Genomic DNA, 14,164 nt, shown 5'->3' with positions numbered 1-14,164 from the left:
CGATGAAACGCGACCTGCCGACCCTCGCGCTCTACGCGCAAGTCAAGGATCACATCTCCCGCAAGATCCAGGACGGCACGTGGCCGCCCGGCCACCGCCTGCCTTCGGAGCATGAGCTGGTCGCGCAGTTCGGCATGGCGCGCATGACGGTGAACCGCGCGCTGCGCGAGCTGGTCGAGCAGGGCCGCATCGTGCGCGTGGCAGGTGTCGGCAGCTTCGTGGCCGAGAACAAGCCGCAGTCGACGCTGCTGCAGATCGCCAACATCGCCAGCGAGATCCGCCAGCGCGGCCACGACTACCGCTGCGAAATGATCGAGGTCGAACGCCTCGCGGCCTCGCCCGACGTGGCCGCATGGCTCGGCCTGCGCCCCGGCGACTCGGTGTTCCACAGCGCCTGCCTGCACTGGGAGAACGACACGCCCGTGCAGCTCGAAGAGCGCTACGTCAACCCGCAGGTCGTGCCCGACTACCTCGAACAAGACTTCAACAGCACGCCGCCCAGCGAATACCTGCTGCGCAACGTGCCCTTCGACCAGATCGAACACGTCGTCGATGCCGTGCTGCCCAGCGCCGAACAGGCCGTCCGGCTCGCGATGACACCCACCGACCCCTGCCTGCTGCTGACGCGCCGCACCTGGATTCGCACCACGCCCGTGACATGGGTGCGCTGCCTGCATCCTGCGTCGCGCTACAGCCTGGGCAGCCGCTTCCGAGCCGACGGCAACCCCAGCTCCGGCTAAAGCAATGAACTCTCCCCCAGTCTTCGCGCACTTCGTGTCGCTTCGCCAACCCCCTCACCGGGGGCAACACCGGCGGCCCGGCAAAGCCGGTTCCGCGGTGTTCCACGAAGGAACCTAGCTTTTTTTATCGTCGTTATCGACTTCGTTTTCTCTCGCAATCACTTGTATAGACAGGTTCACATGCCAATCCACAACACCGCTTCATCCGATGCCACCCTGACCCTCACGCCCGGCAAGGTCGACCTTGCGATGCTGCGACGCATCCAGGCCGGCGGCGTGCAACTCGTGCTCGACCCGTCGGTGCGTGCCGGCATGGCGCAAGCCGAGGCGGCGGTGCGCCACATCGTCGAGAACGACCAGGTCGTCTACGGCATCAACACCGGCTTCGGCAAGCTCGCGAGCACGCGCATCGGCAACGACCACCTGGCCGAGCTGCAGCGCAACCTCGTGCTGTCGCACAGCGTGGGCACGGGCGAGCCGCTGGCCGCGCCGGTGGTGCGCATGATCCTCGCGACCAAGGCCGTGAGCCTGGCGCGCGGCCACTCGGGCGTGCGGTCCGCGCTGGTCGACGCGCTGCTGGCGCTGTTCAACGCGGGCGTGACGCCCAGCATTCCGTGCAAGGGCTCGGTGGGCGCCTCGGGCGACCTCGCGCCGCTCGCGCACATGGCCTGCGTGCTGATCGGCGAAGGCGAAGCGATGCTGGCCGACGGCAAGAAGGTCAGCGGCGCCGAAGCGATGCGCAGCATCGGCCTCGAGCCCTTCGTGCTCGGCCCCAAGGAAGGCCTGGCGCTGCTCAACGGCACGCAGGTGTCGACGGCGCTGGCGCTCGCCGGCCTGTTCGGTGCGGAAGACGTGTTCGCCGCCGCGCTGATGTCGGGCGCGCTGTCGCTCGAAGCCATCCAGGGTTCGATCAAGCCTTTCGACGCGCGCATCCACATCGCGCGCGGCCAGCCCGGCCAGATCGCCGTCGCAGGCGCGGTGCGCACGCTGCTCGAAGGCAGCGAGATCGTTCCCTCGCACGCCGACTGCGGCCGTGTGCAGGACCCGTACTCGGTGCGCTGCATCCCGCAGGTGATGGGCGCCTGCCTCGACAACCTCGTGCATGCATCGCGCGTGCTGGTCATCGAAGCCAATGCCGCATCGGACAACCCGCTCGTGTTCTGCGACACCGGCGAAGTGATCTCGGGCGGCAACTTCCACGCCGAGCCCGTCGCCTTCGCAGCCGACATCATCGCGCTGGCCGTGAGCGAAGTCGGCGCCATCTCCGAGCGTCGCCTGGCCTTGCTGCTCGACAGCGGCCTGTCGGGCCTGCCGCCGTTCCTGGTGCGCGATGGCGGCCTCAACTCCGGTTTCATGATCGCGCAGGTCACGGCCGCCGCGCTCGCGTCCGAGAACAAGTCGCTCGCGCATCCGGGCAGCGTCGACAGCCTGCCGACCTCGGCCAACCAGGAAGACCACGTCTCGATGGCCACCTTCGCCGCGCGCCGCCTGGGCGACATGGTCAACAACACCGCGGTGGTCGTCGGCATCGAAGCCATGGCCGCTGCACAAGGCATCGAGCTCAAGCGCAAGCTCAAGAGCTCGCCGCTGGTCGAAGCGGAATTCGCCAGCATCCGCCAGAAGGTCGCCTTCCTCGAACGCGACCGCTACCTCGCCCCCGACATCGAAGCCATGCGCCTGTGGGCGCTGAAGGCCGAGCTGCCGGCCGCGCTGCTCGACATCCTGCCCAGCCACTCGTAAAACACCACCCGACAGATCGACAGACAGATAGGAGAACCTCGCCATGAACGCTCCCGACAAATTCGCCCTGAACAATCCCGATGCGGCCGACCCGCGCCATGACCCGACGCGTGTGATCCGCGCGCCGCGCGGCAGCGAACTCAACTGCAAGAGCTGGCTCACCGAAGCGCCGTTCCGCATGCTGCAGAACAACCTCGACGCGGAAGTCGCCGAGCGTCCGCAGGACCTCGTGGTGTACGGCGGCATCGGCCGTGCCGCGCGCAACTGGGCCTGCTACGACCAGATCCTCGCGTCGCTGAAGGAACTGAACGACGACGAGACGCTGCTGATTCAATCGGGCAAGCCGGTCGGCGTGTTCAAGACGCACGAGAACGCGCCGCGCGTGCTGCTCGCCAATTCCAACCTCGTGCCGAAGTGGGCCAACTGGGAGCACTTCAACGAGCTCGACCGCCAGGGCCTCTTCATGTACGGCCAGATGACGGCGGGCAGCTGGATCTACATCGGCAGCCAGGGCATCGTGCAAGGCACCTTCGAGACCTTCGTCGAAGCCGGCCGCCAGCACTACAACAACAGCCTTGCGGGCAAGTGGATCCTGACGGCGGGCCTGGGCGGCATGGGCGGCGCGCAGCCGCTCGCGGCCACGCTGGCCGGTGCGGTGTCGCTCAACATCGAGTGTCAGCAGTCGAGCATCGACTTTCGCCTGCGCACGCGCTACGTCGACAAGCAGGCGCGCGACATCGACCACGCCTTCGAGCTCATCAAGCAGCATTGCGACGCGAAGGAAGCCGTGTCGATCGCGCTGCTCGGCAACGCGGCCGACATCCTTCCCGAGCTGGTGAAGCGCGCGAAGGCCGGCGGCCTCAAGCCAGACCTCGTGACCGACCAGACCTCCGCGCACGACCTCATCAACGGCTACCTGCCCTCGGGCTGGAGCGTGCCGCAGTGGCAGGCCGCGATGAAGGATGCGTCGCAGCACGATGCGCTCAAGAAGGCGGCCGCCAAGTCGTGCGCCGTGCACGTGCAGGCCATGCTCGACTTCCAGGCCATGGGCATCCCGACCGTCGACTACGGCAACAACATCCGCCAGGTCGCGTTCGACGAAGGCGTGAAGAACGCGTTCGACTTCCCCGGCTTCGTGCCCGCCTACATCCGTCCGCTCTTCTGCGAGGGCAAGGGCCCGTTCCGCTGGGTTGCGCTCTCGGGCGACCCGGAAGACATCTACAAGACCGACGCCAAGATCAAGGAGCTGTTCCCAGAGAACAAGCACACGCACCGCTGGCTCGACATGGCGCGCGAGCGCATCAGCTTCCAGGGCCTGCCCGCGCGCATCTGCTGGCTCGGCCTGGGCGAGCGCCACATCGCCGGTCTGGCCTTCAACGAGATGGTGAAGAACGGCGAGCTGAAGGCGCCCATCGTCATCGGCCGCGACCACCTGGACACCGGCTCGGTCGCCAGCCCGAACCGCGAGACCGAAGCCATGAAGGACGGCACCGATGCCGTGTCCGACTGGCCGCTGCTCAACGCGCTGCTCAACACCGCCGGCGGCGCGACCTGGGTCAGCCTGCACCACGGCGGCGGCGTGGGCATGGGCTACTCGCAGCACTCGGGCGTGGTGATCGTGTGCGACGGCACCGACGCTGCGGCCAAGCGCATCGAGCGCGTGCTCTTCAACGACCCGGCCACCGGCGTGATGCGCCATGCGGACGCGGGCTACGACATCGCGGTGGCCACGGCGAAGAAGCAGGGCTTGAAGCTGCCGATGATCAAGTAGGCCCGGCGAGTGAAGTAAAAAAGCGGGTCCCCGACACACCCCACAACAAGGAGACCCGACAATGACCTTCGATGCCCTCGACCTGCAGCGCCGCGTGCAGGAACGCGTGGACGACGCGCTGGTTGCGCAGTTCCAGCGCGACGGCGCGGTCTGCATCCGCCAGCTGCTCACGCCCGACGAGCTGGCGCTGCTGCAGGGCGGCATCGAGGCGAACCTCGCGGCGCCGAGTCCGCGCGCCAAGGTGGCGAGCCGTCCCGATGATCCGGGCCGCTTCTTCGAGGACTTCTGCAACTGGCAGGAGATCGATGCCTTCCGCCGCTTCATCTTCGAGGCGCCGCTCGCGCAACTCGCGCAGCGCCTGATGGGCTCGCAGACGGTGCGGCTGTACCACGACCACCTGCTCGTCAAAGAGCCCGGCACGCGCCAGCGCACACCGTGGCACCAGGACCAGCCCTACTACAACATCGAAGGCGAGCAGAACGTCAGCATGTGGATTCCGGTCGATCCGGTGTCGCGCGCGGCCACGCTCGAATTCGTGGCCGGCTCCCACAAGGGGCCGTGGCTGATGCCGCGCACTTTCATGGACAACCACGCCAAGTGGTTCCCCGAAGGCAGCCTCGAAGACCTGCCCGACATCGAGGGTGCGCGCGAGCGCTTTCCCATCGTCGGCTGGAACATCGAGCCGGGCGATTTCGTCTGCTTCCACATGCTCACGCTGCATGCGGCCGCCGGCGTCGAGGGGCCGAACCGGCGCCGCGTGTTCTCGGTGCGCTTCCTGGGCGACGACATCCGCCACGCGCCGCGCAGCTGGAAAACCTCGCCCGATTTCCCCGGCCTGGCCGATTCGCTGCCAGCCGGCGCACCGATGGACGACGCACGTTTTCCGCTGCTGGTGGGCTGAACGCGGCCGGATGCAGGTAAGACGAAGGTAGAAAGAAAAAACACCTCGATTCCCATCGAATGGGAATCGAGGCTTGGAACTGAGAACGGCGCGCAAGATACTGCACGCCGGTTCTACTCCCAACATCTCGCGATTGCCTCCGATGACGCCCCCGACCGAGACCCCCGCCCACAACGACCGCGCCCTGCGCGTACTGTCGGTGCTGGCACAAAGCAAGGTGGCGATGACGGCGGCCGACCTGGTGCAGGCCACCGGCCTGTCGCAGAGCACGCTGTACCGGCAGATCGCCATGCTGCGGCGCTGGGGCTTCGTGATGGAGTCGGACGGGCGCTACTCGCCGGGCCCGGTGAGCGTGCAGCTGGCAAGCGGCTTCGACGGCAACTCCGACCTCGTCATGGCCGCCCGCGCCGACATGCGCGCGCTGGTACAGCAAAGCCATGAGAGCGTGGCGCTGGTCACGGCGGTGAACGACCGCGTGGTGTGCCTGGAGATGATCGACAGCGAACATTCGCTGCGTTGCTCGTTCGACCGGGGGCGCAGCGTGCCCGCCCGCGACGGTGCCAGTGCCAAGTGCCTATTGGCGCACATGCCGCTGGACCAGCGCGATGCCTTGCTCGACGGGCTGGACGAGAGTCCGCAGCGCCGCGCCGAGCGCGCCGCCGAACTCGATGCGATCCGCCAGGCCGGCCATGCCGTGACCCACGGCGAGGTCGATGCCGGCGTATGGGGCGCGAGCGCACCGGTGCTGGCTTCGGGCCGGCGGCTGCGCGGCGCGATCACGCTCATGGCGCCGCTCACGCGTGTCGAGGGCATGGAAGCTGCATTGCTGCACATGACCGTCGTCACCGCGGCGCGCATCTCGCGGGCGCTGCAGTAGCCCATCGATCCTTCGTTTCTTCTTTCTTTCAAACCCACGAAAGCCTCTCACCATGAACACACGTCGCACCCTCGTCGCCGCCGCACTGTCCGGCCTTGCACTCATCGGCTTCGCCGGCACGGCGCAAGCCCAGGGCGAGCCACTGCGCGTCGCCACCGACGCCACCTTCCCGCCGATGGAGTTCGTGGAAAACGGCAAGCGCACCGGCTTCGACGTGGAGCTGGTCGAGGCCATCGGCAAGACGCTGGGCCGCAAGATCGAGTGGATCGACATCGACTTCAAGGGCCTCGTGCCGGGCCTCATTTCCAAGCGTTTCGACATGGCCGTCTCGGGCATCTACATCACCGACGAGCGCAAGAAGGTCGTCGACTTCACCGTGCCGTACTACGCGGGCGGCCTCGTGGTGATGGTGAAGGACGGCAACACCGCCATCAAGACGCCGGCCGACATCAACGGCAAGAAGGTCAGCGTGCAGGTGGGTACCAAGTCGGTGGCCTACACCAAGGAGAAATTCCCGCAGGTGCAGCTGATGGAAGTCGAGAAGAACCAGGAGATGTTCAACCTCGTGGACATCGGCCGTGCCGACGCCGCCGTCACCGGCAAGCCCGCCGCCTACCAGTACGTGCGCACGCGCGGCGGCCTGAAGGTGCTGCCCGAGCAGATCACCACCGAGGAATACGGCATGGCCATCCGCAAGGACACGCCCGAGCTCACCAAGGCCGTGAACGGCGCCATCGCCAAGCTCAAGGCCGACGGCACCTACGCCCAGATCGAAAAGAAGTGGTTCAGCGCCAACACCAAGTAAGCGCGCCATGGACTTCGATTTCTCGCCAGTCTGGCAAGGCTGGCCCGACCTGTTGCGCGGTGCGCTCGTCACGGTGGAGATCACCGCCTGCGCGCTCGCGCTGGGCTGCGTGCTCGGCCTCATCGTGGGCATCGGCCGGCTGAACCCGAAGCGGCGCGGGGTCTATGGCATCTGCACCGCTTACGTGGCGGCCATTCGCGGCACGCCGTTGCTGGTGCAGCTGTTCATCTTGTTCTTCGGCCTGCCGTACTTCGGCATCGTGCTGCCGGCCTTCGTGTGCGGCGTGCTGGGGCTCGGCGTGTACTCGGGGGCCTATGTGTCGGAGATCGTGCGCGGCGCGATCCAGTCGATCGACAAGGGCCAGACGATGGCGGCCCAATCACTCGGCATGACGCCCGACGTGGCCATGCGCCAGATCGTGCTGCCGCAGGCGGTGGTGCGCATGATTCCGCCGCTGGGCAACGAGTTCATCGCGCTCATCAAGAACTCGGCGCTGGTGTCGCTGCTGACCATCCACGACGTGATGCACGAGGGGCAGAAGATCATCAGCGTGTCGTACCGCTCGCTGGAGGTGTACCTGGCCATCGCGGCCGTGTACTTCGTGCTCACCGGAACGATGACGCTGGTGCTGCGGCACTTCGAACTGAAGCTGCGGCAAGGCGGGTTGATGCGATGAGCGTGTTTCGTTTTTCCCGTTCCACGCTGCCCGCCATGCCGTGGAAGAACGGCGGCGGCACCACGCAGGAAATCGCGAGCTGGCCGCAGGGCGCGGGGCTCGACAGCTTCGGCTGGCGCGTGAGCATCGCGACCATCGCGGCGGCCGGGCCGTTCTCGGTGTTCGCGGGCATCGACCGCAGCATCATGCTGCTGGAGGGCGACGGCGTGCGCCTCTTCACGCACGACGGGCGCATTGCGCACCGCCTCGACGTGCCGCAGCAGCTCTTTGCCTTCAGCGGCGACGACGCCATCGATTGCACGCTGCTCGGCGGCGCATCGAACGACTTCAACGTGATGACGCGGCGCGGACAGTGGCGCGCCGATGTGCGCGTGCTCGATCGCGCTGCAGCCATCGATCCCGCACCGCACGGCGTGTTGCTCGCGCTGCGTGGCGAATGGCGTCTGGACGACGAGACGCTTCGCGAAGGCGAGGGCATCTGCTGGGCCGATGCCGCACGCGGCTGGCAGGCCGCGCCGGCGCATGAAGACGCACGGCTGGTGGTGGTTCGTATCGTGCCGGCCTGACGGCAGGAAGAGGAACAGATGATGAAACCCACAAGTGAATTCCCCTCGGCCGACGGCCTCTGGACCGGCCTGCGTCTCGCACCCGGTGCGGCGCCGGGCGTGGCATTGGCAGAAGATGCCGAAGCCGCCATCGTGGTCGCGCAGGGCGCGATCCGCTGGGTCGGCGCACGCAATGCGCTGCCCGCCGAGTACGCAGGGCTCGCATCGCACGATGGTGGCGGCGCGCTCGTCACGCCGGGCCTCGTCGATTGCCACACCCATCTGGTCTACGGCGGCCAGCGTGCCAACGAATTCGCGATGCGGCTCGCGGGCGCCACGTACGAAGAAGTGGCCAAGGCCGGCGGCGGCATCGTGTCGTCGGTGCGCGCCACGCGCGAGGCCGACGAAGACACGCTCTTCGCGCAGGCCGCGCCACGGCTCGAGCAGTTGCTGGCCGATGGCGTCTGCGCCATCGAAATCAAGTCGGGCTACGGCCTGTCGCTGGAACATGAGCGCAAGCAATTGCGCGTGGCGCGGCGCCTAGGCGAAGCTTACGGCGTGACCGTGCGCACCACCTTCCTCGGCGCGCATGCGCTGCCGCCCGAATACGCGAACCGCAGCGGCGACTACATCGACCTCGTGTGCCGCGAGATGCTGCCCGCGCTCGCGGCCGAAGGGCTGGTGGATGCGGTCGATGTGTTCTGCGAGCGCATCGCCTTCTCGCTCGCCGAAACCGAGCAGGTCTTCCAGGCGGCGAAGGCGCTGGGCCTGCCGGTCAAGCTGCATGCCGAGCAACTGTCGGACATGGGCGGCGCCGCGCTGGCCGCGCGCTACGGCGCGCTCTCGTGCGATCACATCGAGCACCTGTCGGCCGAGGGCATCGAGGCCATGCGGCAGTCGGGCACCGTGGCCGTGCTGCTGCCCGGCGCGTACTACACGCTGCGCGACACGCACCTGCCGCCCATCGCCGCGCTGCGCGCCGCGGGCGTGCCGATGGCGGTGTCGACCGACCACAACCCCGGCACCTCGCCGGCGCTGAGCCTGCTGCTGATGGTCAACATGGCCTGCACGCTGTTTCGTCTGACGGTGCCCGAGGCGCTGGCCGGCGTGACCGTGCACGCCGCGCGCGCGCTGGGCCTGCAGGACACGCACGGCGCCATCGCACCCGGCATGCCCGCCAACTTCGTGCTGTGGAACGTGCGCGAAGCGGCCGAGCTCGCCTACTGGTTCGGTCAGAAGCCCGCGCGCACCGTCGTGCGGCAAGGTCTTGTCACCATGGAGAACGCTGCATGACGCGCACGCTTTTCGCAGCCGACGCGCTGCTGCCCGCGGGCTGGACGAAGAACGTCCTGCTGTCGTGGAACGATGCCGGCCAGCTCACGCAGGTTCAGTCCGCCGTGCAACCGCCGGCCGGTGCGCAGGTGACGAGCGGCCCGGTGATCCCCGGCATGCCCAACCTGCATTCGCACGCCTTCCAGCGCGCCTTCGCGGGCCTGACCGAGCACCGCGCCGAGCAGCACGACAGCTTCTGGAGCTGGCGCACGCTGATGTACCGCTTTGCCGCGCGCCTCGGGCCGCAGCACATGGAAGCCATCGCGACCTGGCTCTATGCCGAGATGCTCGAAGCCGGCTACACGAGCGTGTGCGAGTTCCAGTACGTGCACCACGACGCCGACGGCCGCCCCTATGCCGACGATGCGACCCTGAGCCTTGCGCTGCTGCGCGCGGCGCAGAAGGTTGGCATCGGCTTCACGCTGCTGCCGGTGCTCTACCAGACCGGCGGCTTCGGCGACGTGCCGCCCACGGAAGGACAGCGCCGCTTCATCCGCTCGACCGACTCGATGCTGCGCCTGCTCGACGCACTGAAGCCGGTGTGCGATGAACAAGGCGCGCGCCTTGGCATGGCGCCGCACTCGCTGCGCGCGGTGCCGCCCGAAGCGCTGCGCGATGCCATCGCGGGGCTCGAAGCCATCGACCGCACCGCGCCCATCCACATCCACATCGCCGAGCAGACGAAGGAAGTGGACGATTGCGTGGAGTGGAGCGGGCTGCGCCCCGTCGAATGGCTGCTCGACCATGCGCCGGTCGATGCGCGCTGGTGCCTCGTGCACGCCACGCACATGAACGCCGCCGAATACGAGTACGCCGCCAAGAGCGGCGCGGTCGCGGGCCTGTGCCCGACGACCGAAGCGAACCTCGGCGACGGCATCTTCGACTTTCCCCAGTGGCGCAGCCACGGCGGCGCATGGGGCGTGGGCTCCGACAGCCATGCCAGCGTCAACGCCGCCGAAGAACTGCTGATGCTCGAATACAGCCAGCGCCTGGCCCGGCGGCAGCGCAACGTCGGCGCCAGCGCGGCGCAGCCGCATGTCGCGACGGCGTTCACGCTCGAAGCAGTGCAGGGCGGGGCGCAGGCCGCGGGCCGTGCCGTCGGCGGGCTGGCCGTGGGGCAGCAGGCCGACTTCGTCGTGCTCGATGCCGCGCACCTCGCGCTGCAGGGCCTGTCGGCGCCCGATATGCTTTCGGCCCACGTTTTCGCGAGCCATCGCACCTCCGCCATCGACAGCGTCTGGGCCGCGGGCTGCGCGCGCGTCGTGGCCGGACGCCACACGCTGCATGACGCCGCCGCGGCCGCCTTCGTGGCCGCGCGCACCCAACTCCTCAAGGACTGAATTCCCATGGCCTTCACCACCACCGAACCGGCATTCCGCTTTCGCCAGGGCACGCGCCCGCTGCTGATCTCGATGCCGCACGTCGGCACGCACGTGCCGCCTGCGCTCGCCGCGCGCTTCACCGACGAGGCGCGCCACGTGCCCGACACCGACTGGCACCTCGAACGGCTCTACGACTTCGCCGATGCGCTCGGCGCCTCGGTGCTCGTGGCCACGCACTCGCGCTACGTGGTCGACCTGAACCGTCCGCCGGATGGCGCGAGCCTCTATCCGGGCCAGAGCGTGACCGGCCTGTGCCCGGTCGACACCTTCGACGACACGCCGATCTACGCGAACGCGGCCGACGTGCCGGGCGATGAAGAAATCGCCGCGCGCCGCGATGCGATCTGGGTGCCGTACCACCGGCAACTGCAGGCCGAGCTCGATCGCCTGAAGGCCGCGCACGGCACCATCGCGCTGTGGGACGCGCACTCGATCCGCTCGGTGCTGCCGCGCTTCTTCGAGGGCAAGCTGCCCGACCTGAACCTGGGCACCGGCAAGGGCACGAGCTGCGATCCGGCGCTGGCCGAAACGCTGCTGGGCATCGCGAAGTCGGCCACCGGCTACACCGGCGTGCTCAACGGCCGCTTCACCGGCGGCCACATCACGCGCCAGTACGGCAACCCGGCTGGCGGCGTGCACGCGGTGCAGCTGGAGATGACGCAGTCCAGCTACATGCAGGAGGCGCTGCCCTTCGACTACCTGCCGGCCGTGGCCGCCGGCGTGCAGCCGCATGTGCGGCGCATGCTGGAAGCGGTGCTCGACTTCGTCGAAAGCCGCCGCCAGTGAGCCATGAGGGCTTTCTCGCCGCCCTCGGCGAGGCCCTGGGCACCGGCCAGGTGCTGACCGGCGAAGCGATTGCCGAACGCCACCGCAGCGACTGGAGCGGCCTGCCGCCGGTGTTGCCGCTGGCACTGGTGCGGCCGCGCGACACGCAGGAGGTATCGACGGTGCTGCGCTTGTGCGCCGAGCACCGCGTGCCGGTGGTGCCGCAGGGCGGGCTCACCGGGCTGGCCGGCGCGGCCGTGCCGAGCGTGGATGCGATCGCAATGTCGCTCGAGCGCATGAATGCCATCGAATCGGTCGATGCCGCCGCCGGCACGCTGACCGTGCAGGCCGGCGCCACCCTGCAGTCGGTGCAGGAGGCAGCGGCCGCGCAGGGCCTGCTGTTCGGTGTGGACTTCGGCGCGCGCGGCTCGTGCCAGATCGGCGGCGCGCTCTCCACCAACGCGGGCGGCAACGGCGTGCTGCAGTTCGGGATGATGCGCGAGCAGGCGCTGGGCCTGGAGGTGGTGCTGGCCGATGGCCGCGTGCTGCCGATGCTGCGGCCCATGCTCAAGAACAACACGGGCTACGACCTCAAGCAGTTCTTCATCGGTGCCGAGGGCACGCTGGGCGTGATCACGCGCGCGCTGCTGCGGCTGCATCCGGCACCGCGCGCCAAGGCCACCGCGTTGGTCGCGCTGCCGGACTTCGATGCCGCGCTGGTGCTGCTGCGCCGGCTCGGCGCGCGCTTTCCGGGCGCACTGGCGGCCTTCGAGCTGATGTGGCGCGACTTCGTGCAGACCTCGCTGCGCTGGCAGCAGCTGCGCGAGCCTTTCGATGCGGCGTACCCGCTGCAGGCGCTGATCGACGTGGCCGGCGAAGACGAAGCCGCGCTGCGCGATGCGCTCGAAGCGGCGCTGGCCGATGCGATGGACGAGGGCACGGTGGCCGATGCCGCCATCGCCCAGTCAGAGGCGCAGGCGCGCGCCTTCTGGAAGATCCGCGAGGCCACTGCCGAGCTGCCGGTGCACATGCATCCGCCGATCAACCTCGACGTGAGCCTGCCGATGGCGTCCATTGGCCGCTTCGCCGACGACTGCCGCGCGGCGCTCGATGCGCGCTGGCCCGGGCACCACTCGCTGTTCTTCGGCCACGTCGGCGACAGCAACCTGCACATCACGACCGACGGACAGGCCATCGGCGGCGAGGCCGAGGCCTTCGAGCGCATGGTCTATGCGCAGGTCGAAGCCTGCGGCGGCAGCATCTCGGCCGAACACGGCATCGGCCTGCACAAGAAGCCCTACCTGGGCGCCAGCCGCAGCGCCGACGAACTGGCCGCGATGCGCGCCATCAAGCAGGCGCTCGACCCTCTTCAACTGCTCAACCCCGGCAAGGTATTCGACCTGTGAACACAAGCACCATCCACTCGCTCGCGCGTCCCGAAGTGACGCCGCTGCCGCCCTACAACGCGGGCCTGTCTTCGGACGCCGTGCGCACGCGCTACGGCGTCACCGACATCGCGCGGCTCGCGAGCAACGAGAACCCGTACGGCCCCAGCCCCGCAGTGGGGCGCGCGCTGGTCGATTTGGCGGCGCGCGCGGGCACCTACCCCGATGCCAACTGCACGGCGCTGCGTGCCGCCATCGCCGAACGCACCGGCGCCCGGCCCGGCGAGGTGGTGATCGGCAACGGTTCCGAAGACATCCTCCAGATGCTGTGCCAGGCGCTGCTGTCGCCGGGCGACCGCGTGCTGACGCAGCGCCCGGCCTTCGGCCTGCACGAGATCTACCCGCGCATGATGGGCGCGCAGGTCGAGTTGCTGGCGCTTACGCCGGAACTCGGCTTCGACGTCGATGCGTGGTGCGCGGCGCTCGCGCGCGGGCCCAAGGTGGTGATGCTGGCCAACCCCTCGAACCCGGTCGGCTGCATGTTCGATGCGGACGATTTCGCGCGCCTGCTCGCAGCGGTGCCCGGGGGCACCTTGCTGGTGGTGGACGAGGCCTACTACGAATACGCGCGGCTGGCGCCCGGCTACCCCGACGTGCTCGCCATGCTGCGCGCACGGCAGGTGGCCGACGAAGGCCGCTCCCCGTGGATCGTGCTGCGCACCTTCTCCAAGGCCTGGGGCCTGGCGGGCCTGCGCGTGGGCTACGGCATCGCGTCCGACGAGGCACTGGTGCAACTGCTCGACCGCGTGCGCACGCCCTTCAACGTGAACCTGGCGGCGCAGGCCGCGGCGCTCGCGGCCTGGGGCGACGAGGCCTTCATGGCGCAGGCCGTGGCGCGCACCGTGCAGCAGCGCGAGGTGCTGGCGGCGCAGCTTCGCGCGCTCGCCGCATCCGTCCTGCCGGGCCTTCGCGTGGCGCCCTCGGCGGCCAACTTCCTGTTCGTCGATCTCGCACGGCCGAACGGGCCGGTCAACGAGGCGCTGCTGGCGCGCGGGATCATCGTCAAGCCCTGGAAGGAGCCGGGCTTCGAGACTTTCATCCGCGTGTCGGTGGGCACCGACGAGGACAACGCGCGCTTCGTGCAGGCACTGGCGGAGATCGCGGGCGGCCAGGGCTGACGCCGCGCCGGCGCTGGCAAGACCCGCCTGCGCGCCGGGCCAGACCGGGGTTTTTACAATCGCGGAC

The 14,164-nt window shown here is 68.9% G+C and carries 13 protein-coding genes; all 13 read left to right on the top strand.

Annotated features, from left to right (window positions below):
* Positions 1-2 precede the first annotated feature (2 nt).
* The 13 genes from hutC (at position 3) to BLQ28_RS30780 (ending at position 14,097) form a co-directional block, all read left to right on the top strand.
* Positions 3-740, top strand: coding sequence for a histidine utilization repressor (gene hutC / locus BLQ28_RS30845; RefSeq protein ID WP_093247165.1), 738 nt, complete (start codon positions 3-5; stop codon positions 738-740).
* Between the two features lie 180 nt (positions 741-920).
* Positions 921-2,480, top strand: coding sequence for a histidine ammonia-lyase (gene hutH / locus BLQ28_RS30835; protein WP_093247148.1), 1,560 nt, complete (start codon positions 921-923; stop codon positions 2,478-2,480).
* A 43-nt stretch (positions 2,481-2,523) separates the two neighbouring features.
* The gene (gene hutU / locus BLQ28_RS30830; RefSeq protein ID WP_093247147.1) at positions 2,524-4,251 is read left to right on the top strand and encodes a urocanate hydratase; all 1,728 of its coding nucleotides are present in this window, start codon (positions 2,524-2,526) and stop codon (positions 4,249-4,251) included.
* Positions 4,252-4,312: 61 nt separating this feature from the next.
* Positions 4,313-5,152 carry a phytanoyl-CoA dioxygenase family protein gene (locus BLQ28_RS30825; RefSeq protein ID WP_093247146.1) on the top strand — a complete coding sequence of 280 codons (840 nt, stop codon included), beginning with the start codon at positions 4,313-4,315 and terminating at the stop codon, positions 5,150-5,152.
* A 142-nt stretch (positions 5,153-5,294) separates the two neighbouring features.
* Complete coding sequence (locus BLQ28_RS30820) at positions 5,295-6,029, top strand: IclR family transcriptional regulator (protein WP_093247145.1); 735 nt, start codon at positions 5,295-5,297, stop codon at positions 6,027-6,029.
* Between the two features lie 52 nt (positions 6,030-6,081).
* Complete coding sequence (locus BLQ28_RS30815) at positions 6,082-6,834, top strand: transporter substrate-binding domain-containing protein (RefSeq protein ID WP_093247144.1); 753 nt, start codon at positions 6,082-6,084, stop codon at positions 6,832-6,834.
* 7 nt (positions 6,835-6,841) lie between these two features.
* Positions 6,842-7,510, top strand: coding sequence for an amino acid ABC transporter permease (locus BLQ28_RS30810; RefSeq protein WP_093247143.1), 669 nt, complete (start codon positions 6,842-6,844; stop codon positions 7,508-7,510).
* Positions 7,507-8,076, top strand: coding sequence for a HutD/Ves family protein (locus tag BLQ28_RS30805; RefSeq protein WP_093247142.1), 570 nt, complete (start codon positions 7,507-7,509; stop codon positions 8,074-8,076). The genes BLQ28_RS30810 and BLQ28_RS30805 overlap by 4 nt, the downstream gene beginning before the upstream one ends.
* A gap of 21 nt (positions 8,077-8,097) precedes the next feature.
* On the top strand, positions 8,098-9,348 hold the full coding sequence (gene hutI, locus BLQ28_RS30800; RefSeq protein WP_093247164.1) for an imidazolonepropionase: 1,251 nt from the start codon (positions 8,098-8,100) through the stop codon (positions 9,346-9,348).
* The gene (locus BLQ28_RS30795; protein ID WP_093247141.1) at positions 9,345-10,727 is read left to right on the top strand and encodes a formimidoylglutamate deiminase; all 1,383 of its coding nucleotides are present in this window, start codon (positions 9,345-9,347) and stop codon (positions 10,725-10,727) included. Before hutI ends, BLQ28_RS30795 begins: the two co-directional genes overlap by 4 nt.
* A 6-nt stretch (positions 10,728-10,733) precedes the next feature.
* Positions 10,734-11,555 carry an N-formylglutamate deformylase gene (gene hutG, locus BLQ28_RS30790; RefSeq protein WP_093247140.1) on the top strand — a complete coding sequence of 274 codons (822 nt, stop codon included), beginning with the start codon at positions 10,734-10,736 and terminating at the stop codon, positions 11,553-11,555.
* Positions 11,552-12,940: an FAD-binding oxidoreductase gene (locus tag BLQ28_RS30785; RefSeq protein WP_093247139.1), complete on the top strand. Its 1,389-nt coding sequence runs from the start codon at positions 11,552-11,554 to the stop codon at positions 12,938-12,940. Before hutG ends, BLQ28_RS30785 begins: the two co-directional genes overlap by 4 nt.
* Positions 12,937-14,097 (top strand): histidinol-phosphate transaminase, encoded by a 1,161-nt coding sequence (locus BLQ28_RS30780; protein WP_093247138.1) that lies wholly within the window; start codon positions 12,937-12,939, stop codon positions 14,095-14,097. Before BLQ28_RS30785 ends, BLQ28_RS30780 begins: the two co-directional genes overlap by 4 nt.
* Positions 14,098-14,164: the final 67 nt, after the last annotated feature.

The sequence above is a fragment of the Variovorax sp. EL159 genome, from assembly GCF_900100965.1.
In the GTDB taxonomy this organism is placed as follows: Bacteria; Pseudomonadota; Gammaproteobacteria; order Burkholderiales; family Burkholderiaceae_C; genus Variovorax.
Note: the sequence above shows the minus strand (reverse complement) of the source record. Positions and strands in the feature narration are given on the sequence as shown.

Bases quoted from the DNA above. Each gene is read 5' to 3' on its own strand.
- hutI (WP_093247164.1), top strand. From the start codon at position 8,098: ATGAAACCCACAAGTGAATTCCCCTCGGCCGACGGCCTCTGGACCGGC.
- BLQ28_RS30815 (WP_093247144.1), top strand. From the start codon at position 6,082: ATGAACACACGTCGCACCCTCGTCGCCGCCGCACTGTCCGGCCTTGCA.
- BLQ28_RS30795 (WP_093247141.1), top strand. From the start codon at position 9,345: ATGACGCGCACGCTTTTCGCAGCCGACGCGCTGCTGCCCGCGGGCTGG.
- hutC (WP_093247165.1), top strand. From the start codon at position 3: ATGAAACGCGACCTGCCGACCCTCGCGCTCTACGCGCAAGTCAAGGAT.
- hutU (WP_093247147.1), top strand. From the start codon at position 2,524: ATGAACGCTCCCGACAAATTCGCCCTGAACAATCCCGATGCGGCCGAC.
- hutG (WP_093247140.1), top strand. From the start codon at position 10,734: ATGGCCTTCACCACCACCGAACCGGCATTCCGCTTTCGCCAGGGCACG.
- hutH (WP_093247148.1), top strand. From the start codon at position 921: ATGCCAATCCACAACACCGCTTCATCCGATGCCACCCTGACCCTCACG.
- BLQ28_RS30810 (WP_093247143.1), top strand. From the start codon at position 6,842: ATGGACTTCGATTTCTCGCCAGTCTGGCAAGGCTGGCCCGACCTGTTG.
- BLQ28_RS30825 (WP_093247146.1), top strand. From the start codon at position 4,313: ATGACCTTCGATGCCCTCGACCTGCAGCGCCGCGTGCAGGAACGCGTG.
- BLQ28_RS30820 (WP_093247145.1), top strand. From the start codon at position 5,295: ATGACGCCCCCGACCGAGACCCCCGCCCACAACGACCGCGCCCTGCGC.
- BLQ28_RS30805 (WP_093247142.1), top strand. From the start codon at position 7,507: ATGAGCGTGTTTCGTTTTTCCCGTTCCACGCTGCCCGCCATGCCGTGG.